21 protein-coding genes and 1 tRNA gene are annotated in these 19014 nt (G+C 62.7%); 10 read left to right on the top strand and 12 right to left on the bottom strand.

Features of this window, described 5'->3' with window-relative positions; translation table 11 throughout:
- The first annotated feature begins 100 nt into the window (after window positions 1-100).
- The 3 genes from L1069_RS12870 to L1069_RS12880 all read left to right on the top strand — a co-directional run bounded on the left by L1069_RS12870 (window position 101) and on the right by L1069_RS12880 (window position 2904).
- Window positions 101-1921: a M3 family oligoendopeptidase gene (locus L1069_RS12870; RefSeq protein ID WP_237455930.1), complete on the top strand. Its 1821-nt coding sequence runs from the start codon at window positions 101-103 to the stop codon at window positions 1919-1921.
- Entirely contained in the window at window positions 1921-2403 is a 483-nt protein-coding gene (locus tag L1069_RS12875; RefSeq protein ID WP_237455931.1) for a GNAT family N-acetyltransferase, read from the top strand. The genes L1069_RS12870 and L1069_RS12875 overlap by 1 nt, the downstream gene beginning before the upstream one ends.
- A 108-nt stretch (window positions 2404-2511) precedes the next feature.
- Window positions 2512-2904 (top strand): GFA family protein, encoded by a 393-nt coding sequence (locus L1069_RS12880; RefSeq protein WP_237455932.1) that lies wholly within the window; start codon window positions 2512-2514, stop codon window positions 2902-2904.
- A gap of 13 nt (window positions 2905-2917) precedes the next feature.
- Here the strand turns inward: L1069_RS12880 and L1069_RS12885 are convergent, their stop codons facing one another.
- The 3 genes from L1069_RS12885 to L1069_RS12895 form a co-directional block, all read right to left on the bottom strand.
- Entirely contained in the window at window positions 2918-3187 is a 270-nt protein-coding gene (locus L1069_RS12885; protein WP_129371553.1) for a DksA/TraR family C4-type zinc finger protein, read from the bottom strand.
- Window positions 3188-3703: 516 nt separating this feature from the next.
- The gene (rpoH, locus tag L1069_RS12890; protein WP_129371554.1) at window positions 3704-4600 is read right to left on the bottom strand and encodes an RNA polymerase sigma factor RpoH; all 897 of its coding nucleotides are present in this window, start codon (window positions 4598-4600) and stop codon (window positions 3704-3706) included.
- 161 nt (window positions 4601-4761) lie between these two features.
- Window positions 4762-5787: an RluA family pseudouridine synthase gene (locus tag L1069_RS12895; protein ID WP_134829387.1), complete on the bottom strand. Its 1026-nt coding sequence runs from the start codon at window positions 5785-5787 to the stop codon at window positions 4762-4764.
- On the opposite strand from L1069_RS12895, the gene L1069_RS12900 reads away from it, so the two are divergent.
- Entirely contained in the window at window positions 5786-6091 is a 306-nt protein-coding gene (locus L1069_RS12900) for a DUF6476 family protein (protein ID WP_129371556.1), read from the top strand. The two genes, L1069_RS12895 and L1069_RS12900, sit on opposite strands and share 2 nt — an antisense overlap.
- A 9-nt stretch (window positions 6092-6100) precedes the next feature.
- Here the strand turns inward: L1069_RS12900 and L1069_RS12905 are convergent, their stop codons facing one another.
- Window positions 6101-6682 (bottom strand): hypothetical protein, encoded by a 582-nt coding sequence (locus tag L1069_RS12905; protein WP_129371557.1) that lies wholly within the window; start codon window positions 6680-6682, stop codon window positions 6101-6103.
- A gap of 155 nt (window positions 6683-6837) precedes the next feature.
- Here L1069_RS12905 and L1069_RS12910 point away from each other — a divergent pair, with 155 nt between their 5' ends.
- Window positions 6838-7197, top strand: coding sequence for a hypothetical protein (locus L1069_RS12910; RefSeq protein ID WP_237455933.1), 360 nt, complete (start codon window positions 6838-6840; stop codon window positions 7195-7197).
- A 349-nt stretch (window positions 7198-7546) separates the two neighbouring features.
- Here the strand turns inward: L1069_RS12910 and L1069_RS12915 are convergent.
- Window positions 7547-7623, bottom strand: a tRNA-His gene (locus tag L1069_RS12915).
- Between the two features lie 171 nt (window positions 7624-7794).
- A complete protein-coding gene (locus L1069_RS12920) occupies window positions 7795-8301 on the bottom strand; it encodes a GNAT family N-acetyltransferase (RefSeq protein ID WP_237455940.1) in 507 nt (168 codons plus the stop codon).
- A gap of 89 nt (window positions 8302-8390) precedes the next feature.
- Between L1069_RS12920 and L1069_RS12925 the strand changes: the two genes are divergently transcribed.
- On the top strand, window positions 8391-8576 hold the full coding sequence (locus L1069_RS12925; RefSeq protein ID WP_044008416.1) for a DUF6324 family protein: 186 nt from the start codon (window positions 8391-8393) through the stop codon (window positions 8574-8576).
- 170 nt (window positions 8577-8746) lie between these two features.
- On the opposite strand, the gene L1069_RS12930 is transcribed toward L1069_RS12925, so the two are convergent.
- From L1069_RS12930 to ribB, 5 genes are all read right to left on the bottom strand, one after another.
- The gene (locus tag L1069_RS12930; protein WP_237455941.1) at window positions 8747-9229 is read right to left on the bottom strand and encodes an MmcB family DNA repair protein; all 483 of its coding nucleotides are present in this window, start codon (window positions 9227-9229) and stop codon (window positions 8747-8749) included.
- Between the two features lie 350 nt (window positions 9230-9579).
- A complete protein-coding gene (locus L1069_RS12935) occupies window positions 9580-9909 on the bottom strand; it encodes a hypothetical protein (RefSeq protein WP_134829383.1) in 330 nt (109 codons plus the stop codon).
- Between the two features lie 168 nt (window positions 9910-10077).
- Window positions 10078-10560: a transcription antitermination factor NusB gene (gene nusB / locus L1069_RS12940; protein ID WP_129371562.1), complete on the bottom strand. Its 483-nt coding sequence runs from the start codon at window positions 10558-10560 to the stop codon at window positions 10078-10080.
- Window positions 10557-11108 (bottom strand): 6,7-dimethyl-8-ribityllumazine synthase, encoded by a 552-nt coding sequence (locus L1069_RS12945; RefSeq protein ID WP_129371563.1) that lies wholly within the window; start codon window positions 11106-11108, stop codon window positions 10557-10559. The genes nusB and L1069_RS12945 overlap by 4 nt, the downstream gene beginning before the upstream one ends.
- A 1-nt stretch (window position 11109) precedes the next feature.
- Window positions 11110-12237: a 3,4-dihydroxy-2-butanone-4-phosphate synthase gene (gene ribB, locus L1069_RS12950; protein ID WP_237455934.1), complete on the bottom strand. Its 1128-nt coding sequence runs from the start codon at window positions 12235-12237 to the stop codon at window positions 11110-11112.
- A gap of 194 nt (window positions 12238-12431) precedes the next feature.
- Here ribB and L1069_RS12955 point away from each other — a divergent pair, with 194 nt between their 5' ends.
- Window positions 12432-13484 (top strand): proline racemase family protein, encoded by a 1053-nt coding sequence (locus L1069_RS12955; RefSeq protein ID WP_237455935.1) that lies wholly within the window; start codon window positions 12432-12434, stop codon window positions 13482-13484.
- A gap of 163 nt (window positions 13485-13647) precedes the next feature.
- On the opposite strand, the gene L1069_RS12960 is transcribed toward L1069_RS12955, so the two are convergent.
- The gene (locus L1069_RS12960; protein WP_129371566.1) at window positions 13648-14235 is read right to left on the bottom strand and encodes a riboflavin synthase; all 588 of its coding nucleotides are present in this window, start codon (window positions 14233-14235) and stop codon (window positions 13648-13650) included.
- Window positions 14236-14398: 163 nt separating this feature from the next.
- Between L1069_RS12960 and L1069_RS12965 the strand changes: the two genes are divergently transcribed.
- The 3 genes from L1069_RS12965 (at window position 14399) to L1069_RS12975 (ending at window position 18939) form a co-directional block, all read left to right on the top strand.
- The gene (locus L1069_RS12965; RefSeq protein ID WP_237455936.1) at window positions 14399-15691 is read left to right on the top strand and encodes a capsular biosynthesis protein; all 1293 of its coding nucleotides are present in this window, start codon (window positions 14399-14401) and stop codon (window positions 15689-15691) included.
- A 95-nt stretch (window positions 15692-15786) separates the two neighbouring features.
- Window positions 15787-16920 carry a polysaccharide biosynthesis/export family protein gene (locus tag L1069_RS12970; RefSeq protein ID WP_237455937.1) on the top strand — a complete coding sequence of 378 codons (1134 nt, stop codon included), beginning with the start codon at window positions 15787-15789 and terminating at the stop codon, window positions 16918-16920.
- A 6-nt stretch (window positions 16921-16926) separates the two neighbouring features.
- A complete protein-coding gene (locus tag L1069_RS12975; protein WP_237455938.1) occupies window positions 16927-18939 on the top strand; it encodes a capsular polysaccharide biosynthesis protein in 2013 nt (670 codons plus the stop codon).
- The last annotated feature ends 75 nt before the right edge of the window (window positions 18940-19014 follow it).

A 19014-nucleotide genomic window follows, 5' to 3' on the forward strand; every position in this document is an offset into this window, starting at 1 on the left:
ACTCCCGGTGATCTGCAGATGATCAACGCCCGCCTGCTTGTGATCCCGCAAGCCGCCGCTTAGATGTTGGGTCAACGAATTTCTCATGACAGGAGCCCCCATGTTCCAGCTTCCCTTCCCCGTTCGCGACGCAAACGCCTCAGCCGGTTCCGGCGGTCTTGGCAACTTGCCGGAATGGGACCTCAGCGATCTTTACGCGTCTGAGGACGCCCCCGAACTGGCCCGCGATCTGGACTGGCTGGAGCAGGAATGCGCCGCTTTTGCTGCCGATTACGAGGGCAAGCTGGCCGGTCTGGACGCCGCCGGTCTGCTGGACTGTGTTGAGCGCAACGAGAAGATCAACAATATCGCCGGCCGCATCATGTCTTTTGCGGGCCTGCGCTATTACCAGCTGACCACCGATGCCGACCGCGCCGCCTTTTTGTCGGACTGCCAGGAAAAGGTGACGGTGGCCACCACGCCGCTGGTATTCTTCACACTGGAGCTGAACCGCATTGACGACGGCGCGATGCAGGCGCATCTGGCCGCCAATGCAGACCTTGCCCGCTATGCCAGTGTGTTCCGCCGTATCCGCGCGATGAAGCCCTATCAGCTGTCGGATGAATTGGAACGGTTCATGCATGACCTCGGCATTGTCGGCGATGCCTGGGAGAAACTGTTTGATGAAACCATCGCCGGTTTGCAGTTCACCGTCGATGGTGAAGAGCTGACCATTGAGGGCACCCTGAACCTGCTGACCGACCCGGACCGCGCCAAACGCGAAGCGGCGGCGCGAGAGCTGGCCGCAGTCTTTGCCGAAAACGTCAAAACCTTTGCCCGCGTCCACAACACCCAGGCCAAGGAAAAGGAAATCATTGACCGTTGGCGCGGCATGCCCAGCGCCCAGACCGGCCGCCACCTGTCCAACGACGTGGAGCCCGAGGTGGTCGAGGCCCTGCGCGAAGCCGTGGTTGCCGCCTACCCCAAGCTTTCCCACCGCTATTATGAACTGAAGCGCAAATGGCTGGGTCTCGACGTGATGCAGGTCTGGGACCGCAACGCGCCGCTGCCGCTGGAAGACCCCCGCACCATCAGCTGGGAGCAGGCGGAAAAGACCGTGATGGACGCCTATAACGCCTTTGATCCCCGTATGGGTGAAATCGCCGCGCCGTTCTTCTCGGACGGCTGGATCGACGCAGGTGTCAAACCCGGCAAGGCACCGGGCGCCTTTGCCCACCCCACCGTCACCAATGTGCACCCATACGTGATGCTCAACTACCTGGGCAAACCGCGCGACGTAATGACCCTGGCGCATGAGCTGGGCCACGGCGTGCATCAGGTGCTGGCGGCAGAACAGGGCGAGATGCTGTCCTCCACCCCGCTGACGCTGGCGGAAACCGCGTCTGTGTTCGGCGAAATGCTGACCTTCCGCAAGATGCTGGACGGGGCCGAGACCCAGGAACAGCGCAAGGTGCTGCTGGCGGGCAAGGTCGAGGACATGATCAACACGGTTGTGCGCCAAATCGCGTTCTATGACTTTGAATGCAAACTGCACGCCGCCCGCGCCGAGGGCGAGCTGACGCCGGATGACATCAACGCCATCTGGATGTCGGTGCAGGCCGAAAGCCTGGGCGAAGCGTTCGAGTACATGGAAGGTTACGAGACCTTCTGGGCCTATATCCCGCATTTCGTGCATTCCCCCTTCTACGTCTACGCTTATGCCTTTGGCGACGGGCTGGTGAACGCGCTGTACTCGGTCTACGCCTCTGGCGCCGAAGGGTTCGAGGACAAGTATTTCGAGATGCTCAAGGCAGGCGGCTCCAAACACCATAAGGAACTGCTGGCACCCTTCGGCCTTGATGCCACTGACCCCGAATTCTGGGACAAGGGCCTGTCGATGATCTCCGGCTTCATTGATGAACTGGAAGCCATGGAGGGGTGATGCCCATCAGCCTGCGACCGGTGCCGCGAAATGAATTTGATCTGGTCTCCCATATTCAGGTGGAGCCGGATCAGATCCGCTATTCCGGCACCGTTGCGCAGGCGTTTGAAGAGAATGAGGACGGCGTGGATTTTCACGCCATCCTTGACGGCAGCCGCGCGGTGGGCTTCTTCAAGATCGACCGGCTGTATCATGAAACTTACAGCTTTGCCGCGCCTGATGAGCTGGGTCTGCGCGCCTTCATGATCGACCGCGAAGAGCAAGGCAAAGGCTACGCCACGGCTGCCGTTGCCGCGCTGACACCCTATCTGGCTGCACAGTATCCGGCGCGGCGCGCGGTGGTGCTGACCGTCAATATGCAGAATTTCGGCGCTATCCGCTGTTACTGCAAGGGCGGTTTTGCAGACACCGGCGGCATCCATCCCCACGGCATCGCCGGCCCGCAGCACATTCTGCGGATGGGGTTCGGCACGGCAAAATAAGTTATCTGCTTGCGAAAATGCCGCGGCGTGCCTTCCCCGCTTCGCAATTGGTCCAGATGTTGCTTGTGGACAGGGTGACACTTGGCTCATCTGCCCAAGGAGAAAGCCATGCGCGGACGCTGCCTTTGCGGATCGGTCACATTCGACGTCGACCTGCCGGTCCTTTCCACCGTGAACTGCCATTGTGAAAGCTGCCGCCGCCAGTGTTCGGCGCCGATGACTACCTACTTCGGGGTTGAAGACGGTCAATGGCGCTGGACCGGGGAGCAGCCAAAATTGTTCTGTTCCTCGGTCGACGTCGAGCGCACATTCTGTGGAAACTGCGGCTCCCCCATGTCATTCCGTTCGCAAACAATGTCTGGCACCATGCATTTTTATGTGGCGGCGCTGGAAGATCCGGAAGCATTTGCCCCTACCTTGCATGTCGCGCATGAGGAGAAACTCTGCTGGCTGAACAGTGATGACGGGCTTCCCAAACGCACTGGGCCGGAATATCTGTAACTGGCAGCGTGCCCTACTTCAACTGGCTGTCCTTGGAGCCGCGCCGGTTGAAGCCCCCGCGTGCCTGGTGGGCACCGTCGCGCTCCTGCTGGCAGTCGATACACAGCTTCACGCCAGGAATGGCCACACGGCGTTTCTCAGGGATCGGTTCCTCGCATTCCGCGCAATGGGTCAGGCTTTCGCCCACCGGGCGCCGCACCGCCTTCAGCCGCGCCAATTCATCATTGATCGACGCTTCTATCTGTTCATTCACCGCGCCGTCCTGCGCCCAGCCGCCTGCCATGGACCGTCCTCCTGTGCCAGAGGGGGTGAATGTAAGGCCGCACAGGCGCTCTGCCTAGGGCTGCCTGAAAGCAATTCCCGAGCAAATCTATCAACTATTTGATTTCATTACATTTTCTGTTGACCTGCGGCGTAGGCACGGCTAAACAGAATACAGAAATTGCACGCAAGCCAGAATCACCAGGCCGCAAGCAGCCAGCACTCCAGCCATCCCCCGGGACAGCCAGACCGCAAGCAACGCCAGCAACCAGAGTGATTTCAGCCAGCCACGCGCATGTCTGCCAGCCAGCATTTTTGCCAGCCTCCCATTCAGCCGCGTACCCAGCATTTTGCCAGGCCCATGCCAGACAGGTTTTACAGCCAGCTTCCGCCAGCTTTTCAGGTCATTTTTTTGACCCGGTGTTTCGCGCGCGAAACAGTCCGGCAGGACTGCTGCCGTAAAGCCAGCATCATTGTCAGCTGACAAAAAAAGGCGGCGCCAAGCACCGCCTTTACAGTCTGCTGCCGGGCGCGGGGATCAGGCGCCGGTCAGCATTCCCTTCTCCATCGCCAATTCGCGCATCTTCTTCTGCAGCTTTTCAAACGCCCGCACCTCGATCTGGCGGATCCGCTCGCGGCTGACATTGTATTGCGCGCTCAGCTCCTCCAGGGTCACCACCTGGTCCATCAGGCGGCGCTGGGTCAGGATGTCCTTTTCGCGGTCGTTCAGCACGTCCAGTGCCGCAGCCAGCAACTCCCGGCGGGCTTCCAATTCGTCGCGGGCCTCGTAATCGCCGGCCTGGTCGGCATCTTCGTCTTCCAGCCAGTCCTGCCATTGCATCGTGCCCTCGCCCTCGGAGCCGACGGTGGCATTCAGCGACGCATCACCGCCCGACATGCGGCGGTTCATCGAGATCACCTCGTCCTCGGTCACGCCAAGGTCCGTGGCAATCCGTTTGACGTTCTCGGGGCGCAGATCGCCATCTTCCAGCGCGCCGATGCGGGCCTTGGCCTTGCGCAGATTGAAGAACAGTTTTTTCTGCGCCGACGTTGTGCCCAGTTTGACCATCGACCAGGACCGCAGGACATATTCCTGGATCGACGCGCGGATCCACCACATCGCATAAGTCGCCAGCCGGAAACCTTTTTCCGGATCGAATTTCTTAACCGCCTGCATCAGGCCGACGTTCGCCTCGGAGATCACTTCGGCCTGCGGCAGGCCATAGCCGCGGTACCCCATGGCGATCTTGGCCGCGAGCCGCAGATGGGACGTCACCATCCTGTGCGCCGAGGCCGCATCCTGTTCTTCGACCCAGCGCTTGGCCAGCATGTATTCCTCTTCCGGCTCCAGCAGTGGAAACTTGCGGATTTCCTGGAGATACCGGTTCAGACCGCCTTCGGGCGTCGGGGCAGGCAGGTTTGCATAATTCGCCATATAAAGTGTCCCTCCCAAAATGTATAAGGACTTAACATTAGCGCATATGTGTTAGCGCCAAATCCTTTTCAAGGACCGCTTAAGGAATTGTTGTATGTTACCCCGGCGGAATGCGTCTGTGAATTGCATCACAAGCGTGAACACGCTTATTTGCCGGCAATTTACTGGCGCAACGCCGCCAGCAATTCCGCCATATCCTGCGGCAGCGGCGCCTCAAACCTGAGCGGCGCGCCCGTCACCGGGTGGTTGAATCCCAAAACAGCGGCGTGAAGCGCCTGGCGCGGAAAGTGCTGGACGGCCGCATGCGCGGCTTCGCTCAAGGCCTTGGCCGCCAGTTTGCGGCGGCCGCCATAGGTGGGATCCCCCACCAGCCCGTGACCGGCGTGGGCCATATGCACCCGGATCTGGTGGGTACGGCCGGTTTCCAGCCAGCATTCAACCAGCGCCGCGCAGGCCGGGTTGCCGAACCCTTCGCAGATGCGGGCCCGGGTCACCGCATGGCGGCCGCCCTGGAACAGCACCGCCTGGCGCTGGCGGTCGGTCTTATGGCGGGCCAGCTGGGTGGTGAGCTTGAGGATATTGCCCGGCTCGAAGCTAGCCCCCTTGACGCCGCGCAGCCGCGGGTCGTTGCCGTCCGGCACGCCGTAGCAGACCGCCTGATAATAGCGCTCTACCGTGTGTTTTTCGAATTGCACCGCCAGCCCCTGGTGGGCGGCGTCGGATTTGGCCACCACCAGCAGGCCGCTGGTCTCCTTGTCGATCCGGTGCACGATGCCAGGGCGCTTGACGCCGCCTACTCCCGAAAGGTTGCCGCCGAAATGATGCAGCAGCGCATTGACCAAAGTGCCGGAGGGCGAGCCCGGCGCCGGATGCACCACCATGCCGGAGGGTTTATTGATGACAATCAGGTCATCGTCTTCAAAGACAATCTCCAGCGGGATGTCCTCGGGGCCGATATGACTGTCCTCTGCTTCCTCCACGGTGATCGCGATCTGCGCGCCGGCCTCGACCTTGGCCTTGGCGTCCTGCACCACGGCGCCGTCCACCGTAAGCGCGCCCTCTTCGATCAGCCGGGCCAGACGGGTGCGCGACAAAGACGCCTCCTCTGGCACATCGCGCGAAACCGCTTTATCAAGCCGCTTAGGCGGGTTTTCCGCGATGACAAATTCAATCCGGCGGCTGCCCATGACTGATCCTTCCGAGACCGAAATCCAAACGGAGCCGCCGCAGATCCGGTTCCTGCGGCGGCTGGTGACCACGCTGACCGTGGTGATGATTGGCGGGCTTGTAGTGATAATCTCGCTGCTTGTCATCCGCTTGCAGGCAGGTGATACGCCGCTGCCCGCAGAAATCGCCCTGCCCGACGGGGTAAAGGCCGAGGCGGTCACACTGGGACGCGGCTGGATAGCTGTGGTCAGCCAGGACAACCGCATCCTGATTTTCGACCGCGAGTCCGGCGCGCTGCGCCAGGAAGTGCGGATCAAGGACTAGCCCCGCGGGTCAGGACCTGAGCAGAACCTTGTTGGAATCAATCGCCGCGGCGATCTGGGCATACTGCGCTTGCCGTTCCTGCGCGGATTCCGCGCTGCGCAGCAAAACTGTGCCTGCGTCTTCAAATATGCGGACGGCTTCCCGGTTCACTGCAGCCTGCGCGGACGGTCTGACAGGCGTCAGCGGCCGGGTGGTGCGTTCAGCCGGGTTTGCGGAACTGGTGACGCTGACCCGGCTCCGGCCCGGGTCGCTGTTCTGGCGGGCCAGCCGCTTGAGCCGGGCCGAGGTGTCCTGCAGCACATCGCGCACCTCGTCGTAATCGGTGCCCGCAGGAATGCCATCTGCAGCTGCTTCCAGCCGTTCCGAGAGGCAATCGACCTGAAGCGCCGAATCACCGGTGGCGCGGCAGAAGGCCTTGGCTGCGGACAGGGTGCCCAGCAGCTCGGTCAGAAAGGCAGCCGAACCGAATTCTCCGGCCGGAACCACGACTGTATAAGTCAGGGGTCCGGCGCCCTGTGCCAGTGCAGGTGCTGCGGCCAGACCCAGACAGGAAACCCCTGCGGTCAAGCTCTTGGCGGCTGTCTTAAACATATCGTTACCCTCGCATATCCCCGAAGAACCACGCATAGCGGTGCGGCAGCTGCGCGGCATCTCGCCGGAACATCGCCGCTGCAGCGCCGCCGTGTTGCCTGGCGCCCGGGCCTTCATTAACCTTAAGATGTTCCAAAGCATAAGGTTGTTTTATCATGTACACCAGTATCTTGCGGGCAGCGGCATTGATTGTCCCCCTGTCTCTTGCCGCACAGCCCGTATTTGCCCAGAGCGCGGACGCCGCATTGAACGAAGCCAAGCGGCGCGTGGCCTGCGGTGCCGGTGTTCCGGTCTCCGCCACCTATCTGGCAAACGGCACGCTGCAGGTGACTTGCCAAGCACAGGGCGCCGAGGCCGTGGCCCAGGCCGCCGCAAGCGGCCTGCCCGAAACCGGACTGTCCGCCGGAGCCGCCGCCGGAGCGGTTGCAGGGGTGCTGTTCCTGGTTCTGATCGCCGATGACGATAATGGCACATCGACCACAACAACGACCACAACCACAAGCACAACCGATTGAGGCCAGGTCCCTTTTGCCCGTTCTGCTGGAGCACATCCATTGCGTCCTCCAGCAGTATGGCATGCAGCGGCCGGCACAGCGCCACTGCTTTTGCCTGCCCCGCTTGCAGAAGATCTAAGGACCGCGCGGAATTGCGCGGCCTAAGGGCTAAATCCCTGAATAAAGCACCACAACCGCGGTCCCGGCTGCTGGCGCCCGGCGGGAGGCATGAACAGGCCGGCCGTTCAGCGGCCAGGAAAACCTGGGCTAGCGGCGGGAACCCGCAATAGAATTGAGACTGCAAAAACCGTGCCCGGCAGAAACGCCGGACTGCTGCCGCAGCTGGGATTGCCCAAGGTGTTTGATTGAGTGGTACCACCTCCCCGGCTCGAACGGGGGACCTCCTGATCCACAATCAGGCGCTCTAACCAACTGAGCTAAGGCGGCACTGTGGGGTCATTTATAGCACGTCCCGGAGGCGCGCAAGAAGTTTTTTTGCCTTTCCGCTGCAGAAATCCGCCACTTCCGATTGCCCGGTTCAATGGCCCGGATCCGGCCATAACGCCGGCTGAAAGTTATCCACAACCGCTTGCAATCATGCGCAATTTCCCGCTTCACTCAGAGCGGTCCGCCCTCTGGTTCCGGGAAAGACAACCGCCAGGTCTGCTCTACCAGGTCCTGGCCATAGCTGTGCACCGGATGGCTGTCCGTCAACTGCCAGCCAAAAGCCCGGTAAAGCGCGCAAGCGGTCTGGTGGCTTTCATGGGTTTTCAGCATCATGCCCCGGTACCCGGCTGCACGGGCAAACTCCATGCATTCCCGCAGCAGCCGCTTGCCCAGCCCCTTGCCGCGCGCCGCAGGCGTCAGCAGGAACAGACGCAACTGCGCTGTGGCGGCTTCCTTTTTCATGCAAAATACCGAGCCCAGCCGCTCGCCGCCGCTTTCCGCCATCCAGCCGCGTTCGCAGGCCGGATCGTGGCCCGCGCAGAAACTGTGCAGAATATCGGCGACCAGCGGTCCGAAAGTTTCATCAAACCCGGCCTCGCGGGCGTAAAGATCCTGGTGGCGGGCGGCCAGCCAGTGCATGTCGGTAGGAGCGAATCGGCGCAGGGTCACATCCATCATGCGAACAGCATAGCGCAAAGTCGGCTTGCCTTTCAGCCTGCCCCGGGCTAGCACCAGCTGCAATCCGCTGACCGGCATTGGAGTGTGCAATGAGTATCAACACCGAACGCGACATTGAGGCAAACATGCAAATCGGTCCGACCGATCAGGGTATGGTGCGGATTTTCATTGATACCGGCAGCGTTGAAATCCCGATGGACTTTGACCCGGAAGAAGCCGAGGAGATCGCCGAAGAGATCCGCGCCGCTGCGCAAGCCGCGCGCAGCGTCAAGTAGCGCAGCCTTTCCGGCACTCCGCCCCCGCCCTTCCGCGCTGAACCCGATGGCCGGGCAAAGCGGCGCAACAAGCGCCGGCAGCGTGCCGCAGGCACGCTGCCGGGCCCAAGGCCGCCAAGGGGTTCCGGCGCAGCCGGGGCACCTGCGGGCGCGGGAGTTGCCGCCAGCGCTCAATCCTCAGGCTCTTGATCTCCGGCCCCGCCCAGCAGCTGCCCGTCCCGGCCCGGGCGCGGGTCACGCAGGGCCTGCAGGCGGCGGGCGGAATCCATCGCGAATTTCTGGATCAGCTTTCTGCGGCGCGCCGGCGGCAGTTTGTCCTCCGGCGCCATGCGGATGATTTCGGCATCATACGGGTCTGCAATAATCAGCCCGGTGCCGTCCGGCAGCAGCTCGGTTGGAAACGCCAGATCCACCGCCCAGAAATAGCGGTCGCACCACTCCAAATAGCCCTCCCACTTGCTGTCGGACTGGAAATCAGCGCGGCTGGACTTGCACTCGATCACCCACAGCTCCCCCTTGGGACCCAGCGCCATCACATCCACGCGCAGGCCGCGGGCCGGCACAAACTCCTCCAGCGGTGCATAGCCCAGCGAGCGCAGATAGCGCGACACTCCGCGGGCGAGTTTCTGTCCAGGCTGCAGATCATCCATCATACGGGTAAATGTGAACAATTAGGGAACAAGTTGCAATCCCGCGGTTTTAACCGGAAACAACCCGCCAGCACTGCGTTCCCCTTGTAACAGCGCGCCGGGCAGACTATTTACGGCCTTGGCGGGTTCTGCCCTTCTTGTGACAGGCAGCATTCCAGTGGCCTTAAGCAATTCCACGGGAGCTGGCTCTGTTCGGACCCTGGTCCGTTTACCTGGCGCCCACCTGTACAAACAGGTCCCCGGGAATCAAAGCCGCACGGTTGATTGGTGGTCCCGCCGCATTTTCCCTTACCGCCAAGGAAAAACCGCGCCTTCCGGGTGGAAAGCGCGGGCGGATTGCGTTTTGCAATGTTTCAGCGGCGGCTGCGCAGCTGGCGCTCACGCTGGGAAAGCTCGTCAGCCGGAACACGCACCGGCTGGAGTTCATTAACCACAGGAGTGCCGCGGCGGGGCCCGCCGTCCTTCTCAGCCATGGCCATCACCGCCCAGGCAAACTGCACACCGGCAAAGACGATGCCATGCATGAACCATAATAGGAACACCGCCAAGAGGCCCGCGTCGGATGTGGAAACCAGCCCCCAAAGGTTCATCACATTGAACCAAAGCAGCATCGCCACAAATACGGCAGCAATCCCAAAGCCGATCACGACGTTGCGGATATACATCTTCACCAGTTCAGGCATCTGAGTCCTCCAGATATGCAATAGGAGGTTATCAGTCTTTACAGCGCCGTCCAGCGCTTCCGGAAAAATGAGCGGAATTTGCCGCACCCTTTGCGATTGGCAGTTTCCCAAAGAAAAAGGCGCACTCTGCAGCGCGCCCTTTTTCCATCGCAGTCCGGAATTACCGCCTCAGAAGGCTTCCGGTTTGGCTTCACGCGCCATGTGGTCCAGCACGGCGTTGACGAATTTCGCCTCCTTGCCTTCAGGAAAAAAGGCACGTGCGATATCGACAAACTCGTTTATCACCACTTTGGGCGGGGTGTCGGACTGGCTCAGCTCGGCCCCGGCCGCGCGGAACAGCGCGCGCAAGGTTGGATCGATCCGGGCAATCGGCCATTTCGCCACCAGGGCGCGGTCGGTCATCTGGTCGATCTGCGCCTGATGGTTCACGGCTTCGCGTATCAGCTTGCGGAAGATCTTGTTATCCCCCTCCGCCATCTCGTCACCCTCATAGACAGCGCCAAAGCGGTGGTCCTCAAACTCGACGATCACCTTGTCAAAGGTGAGGCCGCTGTGTTCCATTTGGAACAGCGCCTGCACAGCATAAAGCCGCGCTGCCGATCTCATCTGATTCTTGCCATTGCCCTTGGGGCGGCTGTCCTGGGTGCTCATACGCTGGTGGATCCGTTGTCTGTACCGGCGACCTGGTACGCCCCGGTGGGCGCCTTGAAACCGATGCCTTTGGTCTGGGCGCCCCACTTACGCGTGAGTGCGATCAGATGCAAGGCCGCAGCTGCCGCGCCGCCGCCTTTGTTCTGATCGGCCGTATCAGCCCGCACTTCGGCCTGTTTGCGGTTTTCCACTGTCAGGATGCCGTTGCCGATGCACAGCCCCTGCAGGCCCATCAGCTGGATCGCGCGACTGCTGTCGTTGCAGACGGTGTCATAATGGGTGGTTTCACCGCGGATCACGCAGCCCAGCGCCACGTAGCCGTCGAAATTCGAGGTCCGGTCGGCAATTGCAATCGCTGTCGGCACTTCCAAAGCGCCGGGCACTTCGACGATCTCGAAAGTTCCGCCTGCGGCTTCGATCTCGGCTGCGGCGCCGGTGACCAGATTGTCGGCGATATCCTTGTAATAAGGCGCCACAACAATCAGCATCTTCACCGGCTTGTCGAATTCCGCACGCGGCAGGGTGTAATGGGTTTCATGTCCAGCCATATCAATCGTCCTTCAGAATGGGGCGGCTGCCGGTGATGGACAGCCCATAGGCATCCAGCCCGACATATTTGGTCGAGGGCGAGTCGGTCAGCAGAACCAATTCGTTCAAACCCAGGCTTGACAGGATCTGCGCGCCGATGCCGGTCTGTTTGATGGTCACTGTCCGCGCGCCGTCTTCCTCATTGGCATAAAGCGCATTGCGGGGCTGGCGGAACAGGGTCACCACACCGCGGCCCTCTTCGGCAATGATCTCCATCGCGCGGGGCAGCTGGCGGGCCGATTTCGGGCCAAGTCCCAGAATATCGGTCGCCTCATGCAGCGCATGGGTGCGCACCAGCACCGGCTCCGGCGTGGTGATGTCGCCCTTGATCATCACCACATGCTCGATACCGTGGGTCTGGTCGGTGAACAGGCGCATTTCCCAGTCGCCGCCGATTTCCGAGGTCACGGTCTCGCGCGAGGTTTCCGTCACCAGATTGTCGTTGCGGGCGCGGTAGGTGATTAGATCGGAAATGGTGCCGATCTTCAGCCCGTGCGTCGCGGCGTATTCCACCAGATCGGGCAGCCGTGCCATGGTGCCGTCTTCCTTCATGATCTCGCAGATCACCGACGACGGGTACTGACCGGCAAGCCGGGCCACGTCGCAGCCGGCCTCGGTATGGCCCGCACGCACCAGCACCCCGCCCCGGCGCGCGCGCAGCGGGAAGACATGACCGGGGGTGGCAATATCGGCAGCAGTATTGTCGGGGTTGATGGCGGTGGCCACGGTCAGCGCCCGGTCGGCGGCAGAGATACCGGTGGACACGCCTTCGCGCGCCTCGATCGAAACTGTGAAAGCAGTCTCATGGCGCGACGAATTGTGCAGCGCCATCATCGGCAGGCCCAGCTCTTCGATTCGATCAGCAGGCAGGGTCAGGCAGATCAGCCCGCGGCCATGGGTGGCCATGAAATTGATCGCCGCCGCATCCGCAGCTTGCGCCGGGATCACCAGATCGCCTTCATTCTCGCGGTCCTCGTGATCGACAAGGATGAACATGCGGCCCTGGCGGGCCTCCTCAATGATGTCTTCAATCGGGCTGATGGCGTCGCGCAATTGCGCCTCAACCGGCCCCGGTGTTTCAAAGCTCATGTAGCAGCCTTTCGATGCGCAAAGGCAGCACGCCTGGCGCTGCGGGTTCTTTCCCTGCCAGATAGCCCACAGACGGGGCAAATGCCAGTCCCGCAAACGGCACAGAGGGGTCTGGACGCGGCTTGTGCATCTGTGCACAAATGATTTTGGATCCAATTATCGGGTCCAGGGCTTCATCGGGAAGGGAAAGACAGATGCGCGCATCCCGCATTATCCAGGCGGTTGAGGCACATGCCGAGGGCGAGCCGGGCCGGGTGATCACCGGCGGCATGCCGCTGTTGCGCGGCAATTCGGTGTTTGAAAAGATGCAGGACATGGCGGCCAATCATGATGATATCCGCCTGCAGATGCTGCGTGAGCCGCGCGGCAATCCGGGGCTCTGCGGCAATGCGATTGTGCCGCCCTGCCATCCGGAAGCGGACGCCGGTTTTATCATCTTCGAGCAGACCGAGTATCCGCCGATGTCAGGGTCCAATACGATCTGCGTGGTGACAGTCCTGCTGGAAACCGGCGTGGTGGCGATGGTGGAACCGGTGACCGAGCTGGTGCTGGAGGCGCCCGCCGGGCTGATCCGGGTGCGGGCCGAATGCCGGAATGGCAAGGTGACGCGGGTGGAATTCGAGAATGTGCCGGCCTTTGCGGTGCATCTGGACGCGCCGGTGGAGGTTGCAGGCCTTGGCACGGTCACCGTGGATGTGGCCTGGGGCGGGATGTTCTTTGTGCTGGCTGCGGCCGGAAGGCTGGGGATTACCCTTGATGCAGACAATGGCGCAGAGATCGTGCGGGTGTCGGAAGCGATCCGCCATGCCACTGCCGAGCAGCTGCCCGTAGCGCATCCTGAAAATCCGGAAATCACCGGCCCTACGATCACCAACCTGTGGGGCGCTCCGGTGGCAGATGGCACCCACGGCCGCGGCGCCATCACGATTTCAACAGGCCCGTTCGACCCGGAGCACCCGCATGACACCAGCGGCATCCTGGACCGGTCGCCCTGCGGCACCGGCACCTGCGCCAAGATGGCGGTGCTGCATGCGCGCGGCAAGCTGGGGATTGGGCAGGGTTATGTGAATGCCGGGCCACTGGGCACCACGTTCACCGGGCGCATCACAGCGGAAACGCAAGTCGGACCGTACAAGGCCATCATCTCCGCCCTGTCCGGCCAGGGATGGATCTACGGGCTGAGCCATTACACGCTGGACCCCAGCGACCCGTTCCCATTGGGCTATACCGTCGGCGACATGTGGTGACGCGCGCCGCCACGCGGCGCGCCACGCCCAACGCCTTGGGGAGCACTTCAGTGCTGCTCAAGGGGGCGGGAGCTTATGAGTGTGGCGGGATGAGGGGCGCTGCCCCTCGGCCTTGCGGCCTCACCCCGGAGTATTTTTGGAAAGATGAAGAGGCTGCGCCGTTTTAGCCGGCTTCCTGCAAACGTGCGACGTAGCGGGCCAGGGTGTCGATTTCCAGGTTGATGCGGCTGCCCAGCTTCACATCGCCCCAGGTGGTGACCTCCTTGGTGTGCGGAATGAAATTGATGCCGAAATCACAGCCATCCACATCATTCACTGTCAAGGAAGTGCCGTTCAGGGCAACCGATCCTTTGGAGGCAATGAAGCGGGCCAGGTCCTGCGGTGCGCGCAGGGTAACGCGGGTGCTGTCGCCCTCGTCTTTCAGCTCCACAACTTCAGCGACGCCGTCCACATGGCCGGACACGATATGGCCGCCCAGCTCGTCGCCCACCTTCAAAGCGCGCTCGAGGTTGATCCGCTTGCCCGTGGTCCAGCTGTCCAGGTTGGTCTTGGAGACAGTCTCGGCCGAGATCTGCACGTCGTACCAGTCCTCGCCCAGCGCAATCACTGTCAGGCAGACCCCGTCAGAGGCGATGGAGGCGCCGATATCGATGCTGGCAGTGTCATAGCTGGTACGGATGCGGGCGCGAAGGTCGCCTTGCTGCTCCAGTTCGGCGATGGTGCCAACGTCCGTGATAATGCCTGTAAACATGGGTCCGCTCCCCGCAGATGATGTGCCGATGCTGCCGCAGAGGTAGCCAAGCTGCGCGCGCTCCACAAGCCCCGGCTTGCCTTACCGCCCTTCGCGGCCATAGTTTCGCCCCAGTCAATTGTTAATCAATCCTTGAGACTGCCACCGTATTTCTGACACCGGGATGTCACGCCACCTGATGAAACACCGCAGCTTTCTGTTCCTGCAAGGTCCGCACGGGCCGTTTTTCGCCGCCCTTGGACGATTGCTGCGGGCTGCGGGCTGTGATGTGGCCCGGGTGGGGTTCAATGCGGGCGATCAGGCCTTCTGGCGCGGCAAAGACAGTTATTTGCCCTTCACCGGCAGCCCTGAGAATTGGCCGGAGGTGTTGGCCGGGCTGCTGGAAAGCCGCGGCATCACCGACATCGTGCTGTATGGCGACACCCGCCCTATTCACGCCAGCGCGATCAAAGCCGCGCAGCAACGCGGTATCACCGTGCATGTTTTCGAGGAAGGCTATCTTCGCCCCTATTGGGTGACTTACGAGCGCGGCGGCGCCAATGGCCATTCGCGGCTGATGGAGATGGACGTTCCAGACATGCAGGAGGCGCTGGCGCTGTCCGACATGGAAGCACCGCTGCCCCCCGCACACTGGGGCGATATGCGCCAGCACGTGTTTTACGGTGCGCTGTACCATTGGTTCGTGATGTTCCGGAACCGCAAGTACCGCAATTTCCGGCCGCACCGTTCATTGACGGTGACCAAGGAGTTCCGGCTGTATTTGAAACGGTTGCTGCTGATGCCCGTTCAGGCACTGGAGCGGCGGCTGGCGGAGCGGCGCATCCGCAATGGCGGGTTTCCCTATCATCTGGCGCTCTTGCAGCTGGAGCATGACAGCTCGTTTCAGATGCATTCGCCGTTCTCCAGCATGGGCGAGTTTCTGGAGGAGGTGATCCGCGGCTTTGCCGAAGGCGCCCCGCGCCACCATCATCTGGTGATCAAGGCGCACCCGCTGGAGGACGGCCGTGCCCAGGTGCGCCGCACGCTGCGCCGGCTGGCGCGCGAGCACAGCATCGAAGACCGGGTGCATTATGTGCGCGGCGGCAAGCTGGCGCAGCTGCTGAACGAGGCACGCACCGCGGTGACGGTCAATTCCACCGCCGGCCAGCAGGTGCTGTGGCGCGGCATTCCGTTGCGGGTGTTCGGGCGGGCTGTCTATGGCAAGCCTGAGTTTGTGTCCGAGCAGCCCCTGGCGGAGTTTTTTGCCGCTGCCTGCCGTCCGGACAGCCGCGCTTACAAGGATTACCGGCGGTTCCTGCTGGAAACCTCGCAGGTGCCCGGCGGCTACTACTCCCGCGAGGGGCGGCGCCAGCTGCTGCGCCAAGTGGCGGACATGATGCTGTCGGACGAAGACCCCTATGACGCGCTGCGCCTGGGCACAGCGGCACCGCGGCAACAGTTGCGTCTGGTGACCTGACTCAGCTGCGCCCAAAGACTGGATTTTTCCCTGCTGGCAGGTTAGGTTGCCCCTAAAACTTGAGGCAAACAATAATTGGTCGAGGAGACCGAGCAGTGAAATCCGTTCCCCTTCGCTGGGCGCGTCCAGTGGCGATGCTCGCAGCATTGACCCTTGCGGCCGCATGCGGCCTGCCCAAGGTCGGCCCCAACAAGCGCCAGATCTTTGCCGGTTCCGTGCAGCGGGAAGGCGATGCCTTCATCGTCTCCGTCAACGACCGCGTCGCCCGTGCCACCGCCGTGGTGCCGGCCCTTGGCTTTTCGTCAGGCTTTACATCTGCCGGCCGGCTGACCTCGGACACCATCCGTCCCGGCGATGTGCTGGGCCTGACGGTCTGGGAAAACGTGGATGACGGGCTGCTGGCCGCCGAGGCCACCAATTCCACCGTGCTGGAAGAGGTGCAAGTCGACAGCGCAGGCTATATCTTTGTGCCCTACGCGGGCCGCCTGCGCGCCTCCGGCAACACACCGGACCAGCTGCGCGAGACCATCACCAAAAAGCTTGAAGACCAGACCCCCGACCCGCAGGTGCAGGTGCGCCGTCTGGCCGGTGACGGTGCCACCGTTAGCCTGACAGGCGCCGTGGGCGGCCAGGGCGTCTATCCGATCGAACGCCCGACCCGCACCCTGTCGTCGATGCTGGCCCAGGCCGGCGGCGTGACGATCCAGCCGGAAATTGCCCAGGTCACCGTGATTCGCGGCCAGGAAAAGGGCAAGATCTGGTTTCAGGACCTGTTCGACCATCCAGAGCTGGATGTAGCCCTGCGCGGCGGCGACCGTATTCTGGTTGAGGAAGACACCCGCTCCTTCACCGCCTTGGGGGCGACCTCGGCCCAGGCGCGGGTGCCATTTGAAAGCCAGGACCTGTCAGCGCTGGAAGCGATTGCCCAGGTTGGCGGGCTGATTTCCACCGCCTCTGATCCGACCGGCGTCTTTGTGCTGCGCAATGAGCCGGCCGAGATTGCCAACCAGGTGCTGGGCCGCGATGATCTGATCGGGGCGCAGCGTTTGGTCTATGTGCTGAACCTGACCCAGCCGAACGGATTGTTTGTCGCCCGTGACTTTGTGATCCGCGACGATGACACCCTGTATGTGACTGAGGCGCCGTATACCCAGTGGACCAAGACCATTTCGCTGCTGGTGACACCAGTGGGGTCGCTGTCAAGCGTTTCCAGCGCCGTTGGCGGTTAAACCGCCGTGCGTCAAAGCGCTGGCCAGCACAAAGCCGGGAGCACTGCGTCCCGGCTTTTTGTTTACAATGGCGGTTTTCTGACCCAGCGCCGGGTGCGGCGGATCCTGCAGCTTTGCGGCTACCACATCCGGCTGGGACTGCCGCAGGCCGAAGATCTGGTTGGCATCTGGGGCGCCTCGCCCACAGCGCACCGGGGCCTTGCAGTCGCCGAACAGCGCGGCTGCGGTCTGCTGCGGGTCGAGGATGCCTTTCTGCGCTCGCTTCACCCCGGCCGGGCCGGCGAGCCGCCCATGGGGCTGCTGCTGGACCACTCGGGCATGCATTTCGATGCGGCGCAGCCGTCAGAACTGGAACAGCTGCTGGCCAGCCATCCGCTGGATGATGCCGATCTGATGCGCCGGGCACGTGATGCGATTGCCCGGCTCAAGAACGCGCATCTCAGCAAATATAACGCCTTTGATCCTGCGGCGGCGGCGCCGGATCCGGGCTATGTGCTGGTTGCGGACCAGGCACGCGACGATGCCTCAGTCACTGCATCGCGCGGCGACCGGGCGCGGTTTCTGGAAATGCTCGCCTTTGCCCAGGAGGAGCACCCCGGCGCGCGGGTGCTGATCAAGACGCATCCAGAGACGCTGCGCGGCTACCGGGCCGGGTATTATGAGCCCGGAGATGCAAGCGCGCGGGTGGAGCTGTTCACGGACAGCGTGTCGCCCTGGGCGCTGCTTGAGGGGGCCGTGGGCGTCTATACTGTCTCTTCGCAACTGGGGTTCGAAGCGATCCTGGCAGGCCACAAGCCACGGGTCTTCGGCCAGCCGTTCTACGCAGGCTGGGGGCTGAGCATTGACGATGCCCCGCCCGCCCGCAGACAGCGGCGGCTGACGCGGGCACAGCTGTTCGCAGCAGCGATGATCCTTTATCCGAAGTGGTACGATCCCTTCCGGGACGAGTTGTGCGGGCTGGAGACAGTCCTGGATAACCTGGAAGCCCGGGTACGGGCCTGGCGGGACGACCATCCCGGCTGGGCCGCTACTGGTATGCGGATGTGGAAGCGCAAGCCGCTGCAGAAATTCTTTGGCGCCGAGACGCGGGTGCTGTTCACCGAAGACCCGGCCAAGGCACAAGCCAGCGGACGCAAGCGGTTGGTCTGGGCCGGCAAGGCGAACGCGGCGCATGACGGTGCGGTCCGGGTGGAGGACGGCTTTCTGCGGTCCCGCGGGCTGGGGGCGGAACTGGTGCCGCCCCTGTCGCTGGTGGCTGACCGCCAGGGGATCTACTATGACCCGCGCCAGCCCTCGGATCTGGACACGCTGATTGCCCGCAGGGTTGAAATGACCCAGGCCGAGGAACTGCGGGCCGAGCATCTGGTGCGGTCTCTGATCCAGCACGGGGTGTCGAAATACAATCTTGGCGGCACCGCCCCTGCCCTGCCCGAGGGCCGCCGTATCCTGGTGCCGGGCCAAGTGGAGGATGACGCCTCAATCCAGTGCGGAGCGGGAGCCGTGAAGACTAACCTGGATCTGCTGCGCGCGGTGCGGCAGGCCAACCCGGACGCGGTGATTGTCTACAAGCCGCATCCGGACGTGGAGGCGGGCCTGCGCAAAGGCCGGGTTGCAGCAGAGGGGCTGGCGGATGCGGTTGCGTCCCACGCGGACCCCATGGCCCTGCTGGCTGACGTGCAGGAGGTCTGGACGATGACCTCCCTTCTGGGGTTCGAAGCGCTGCTGCGCGGGGTGCCGGTGACAACGCTGGGAACACCGTTTTATGCAGGCTGGGGCCTGACGGCCGATCTGGCTCCGGCGCCGCCGTGGCGGCAAGCCCGTGTCACGCTACTGGGCCTCGCCCATGCGGCGCTGATCGACTACCCGCGCTACTTCGACCCGGTGACCGCCCAGCCCTGTCCGGTGGAGGTTGCAGTGATGCGCCTGCGCCAAGGCCATCTGCCGCATCCGGGGCTAAGCAACCGGCTGCTGTCCAAGCTGCAGGGGCTGTTTGCCACCTACGCCCATCTCTGGCGTTGAACGGCGGCCAGTTGATCGGGAGCCCTCCCGCGCCCGCAGGACATCCTGGCTGACGCCAGCCCGCCCTTGGCGGCC

The sequence above is a fragment of the Leisingera sp. MMG026 genome, from assembly GCF_021654205.1.
Lineage (GTDB): Bacteria > Pseudomonadota > Alphaproteobacteria > Rhodobacterales > Rhodobacteraceae > Leisingera.

What these genes read in the sequence shown, in the direction of transcription:
- L1069_RS12870 (WP_237455930.1), top strand. Translation starts at nt 101, where the DNA reads ATGTTCCAGCTTCCCTTCCCCGTTCGCGACGCAAACGCCTCAGCCGGT.
- L1069_RS12875 (WP_237455931.1), top strand. Translation starts at nt 1,921, where the DNA reads ATGCCCATCAGCCTGCGACCGGTGCCGCGAAATGAATTTGATCTGGTC.
- L1069_RS12880 (WP_237455932.1), top strand. Translation starts at nt 2,512, where the DNA reads ATGCGCGGACGCTGCCTTTGCGGATCGGTCACATTCGACGTCGACCTG.
- L1069_RS12885 (WP_129371553.1), bottom strand. Translation starts at nt 3,187, where the DNA reads ATGGCAGGCGGCTGGGCGCAGGACGGCGCGGTGAATGAACAGATAGAA.
- rpoH (WP_129371554.1), bottom strand. Translation starts at nt 4,600, where the DNA reads ATGGCGAATTATGCAAACCTGCCTGCCCCGACGCCCGAAGGCGGTCTG.
- L1069_RS12900 (WP_129371556.1), top strand. Translation starts at nt 5,786, where the DNA reads ATGACTGATCCTTCCGAGACCGAAATCCAAACGGAGCCGCCGCAGATC.
- L1069_RS12895 (WP_134829387.1), bottom strand. Translation starts at nt 5,787, where the DNA reads ATGGGCAGCCGCCGGATTGAATTTGTCATCGCGGAAAACCCGCCTAAG.
- L1069_RS12905 (WP_129371557.1), bottom strand. Translation starts at nt 6,682, where the DNA reads ATGTTTAAGACAGCCGCCAAGAGCTTGACCGCAGGGGTTTCCTGTCTG.
- L1069_RS12910 (WP_237455933.1), top strand. Translation starts at nt 6,838, where the DNA reads ATGTACACCAGTATCTTGCGGGCAGCGGCATTGATTGTCCCCCTGTCT.
- L1069_RS12920 (WP_237455940.1), bottom strand. Translation starts at nt 8,301, where the DNA reads ATGATGGATGTGACCCTGCGCCGATTCGCTCCTACCGACATGCACTGG.
- L1069_RS12925 (WP_044008416.1), top strand. Translation starts at nt 8,391, where the DNA reads ATGAGTATCAACACCGAACGCGACATTGAGGCAAACATGCAAATCGGT.
- L1069_RS12930 (WP_237455941.1), bottom strand. Translation starts at nt 9,229, where the DNA reads ATGATGGATGATCTGCAGCCTGGACAGAAACTCGCCCGCGGAGTGTCG.
- L1069_RS12935 (WP_134829383.1), bottom strand. Translation starts at nt 9,909, where the DNA reads ATGCCTGAACTGGTGAAGATGTATATCCGCAACGTCGTGATCGGCTTT.
- nusB (WP_129371562.1), bottom strand. Translation starts at nt 10,560, where the DNA reads ATGAGCACCCAGGACAGCCGCCCCAAGGGCAATGGCAAGAATCAGATG.
- L1069_RS12945 (WP_129371563.1), bottom strand. Translation starts at nt 11,108, where the DNA reads ATGGCTGGACATGAAACCCATTACACCCTGCCGCGTGCGGAATTCGAC.
- ribB (WP_237455934.1), bottom strand. Translation starts at nt 12,237, where the DNA reads ATGAGCTTTGAAACACCGGGGCCGGTTGAGGCGCAATTGCGCGACGCC.
- L1069_RS12955 (WP_237455935.1), top strand. Translation starts at nt 12,432, where the DNA reads ATGCGCGCATCCCGCATTATCCAGGCGGTTGAGGCACATGCCGAGGGC.
- L1069_RS12960 (WP_129371566.1), bottom strand. Translation starts at nt 14,235, where the DNA reads ATGTTTACAGGCATTATCACGGACGTTGGCACCATCGCCGAACTGGAG.
- L1069_RS12965 (WP_237455936.1), top strand. Translation starts at nt 14,399, where the DNA reads ATGTCACGCCACCTGATGAAACACCGCAGCTTTCTGTTCCTGCAAGGT.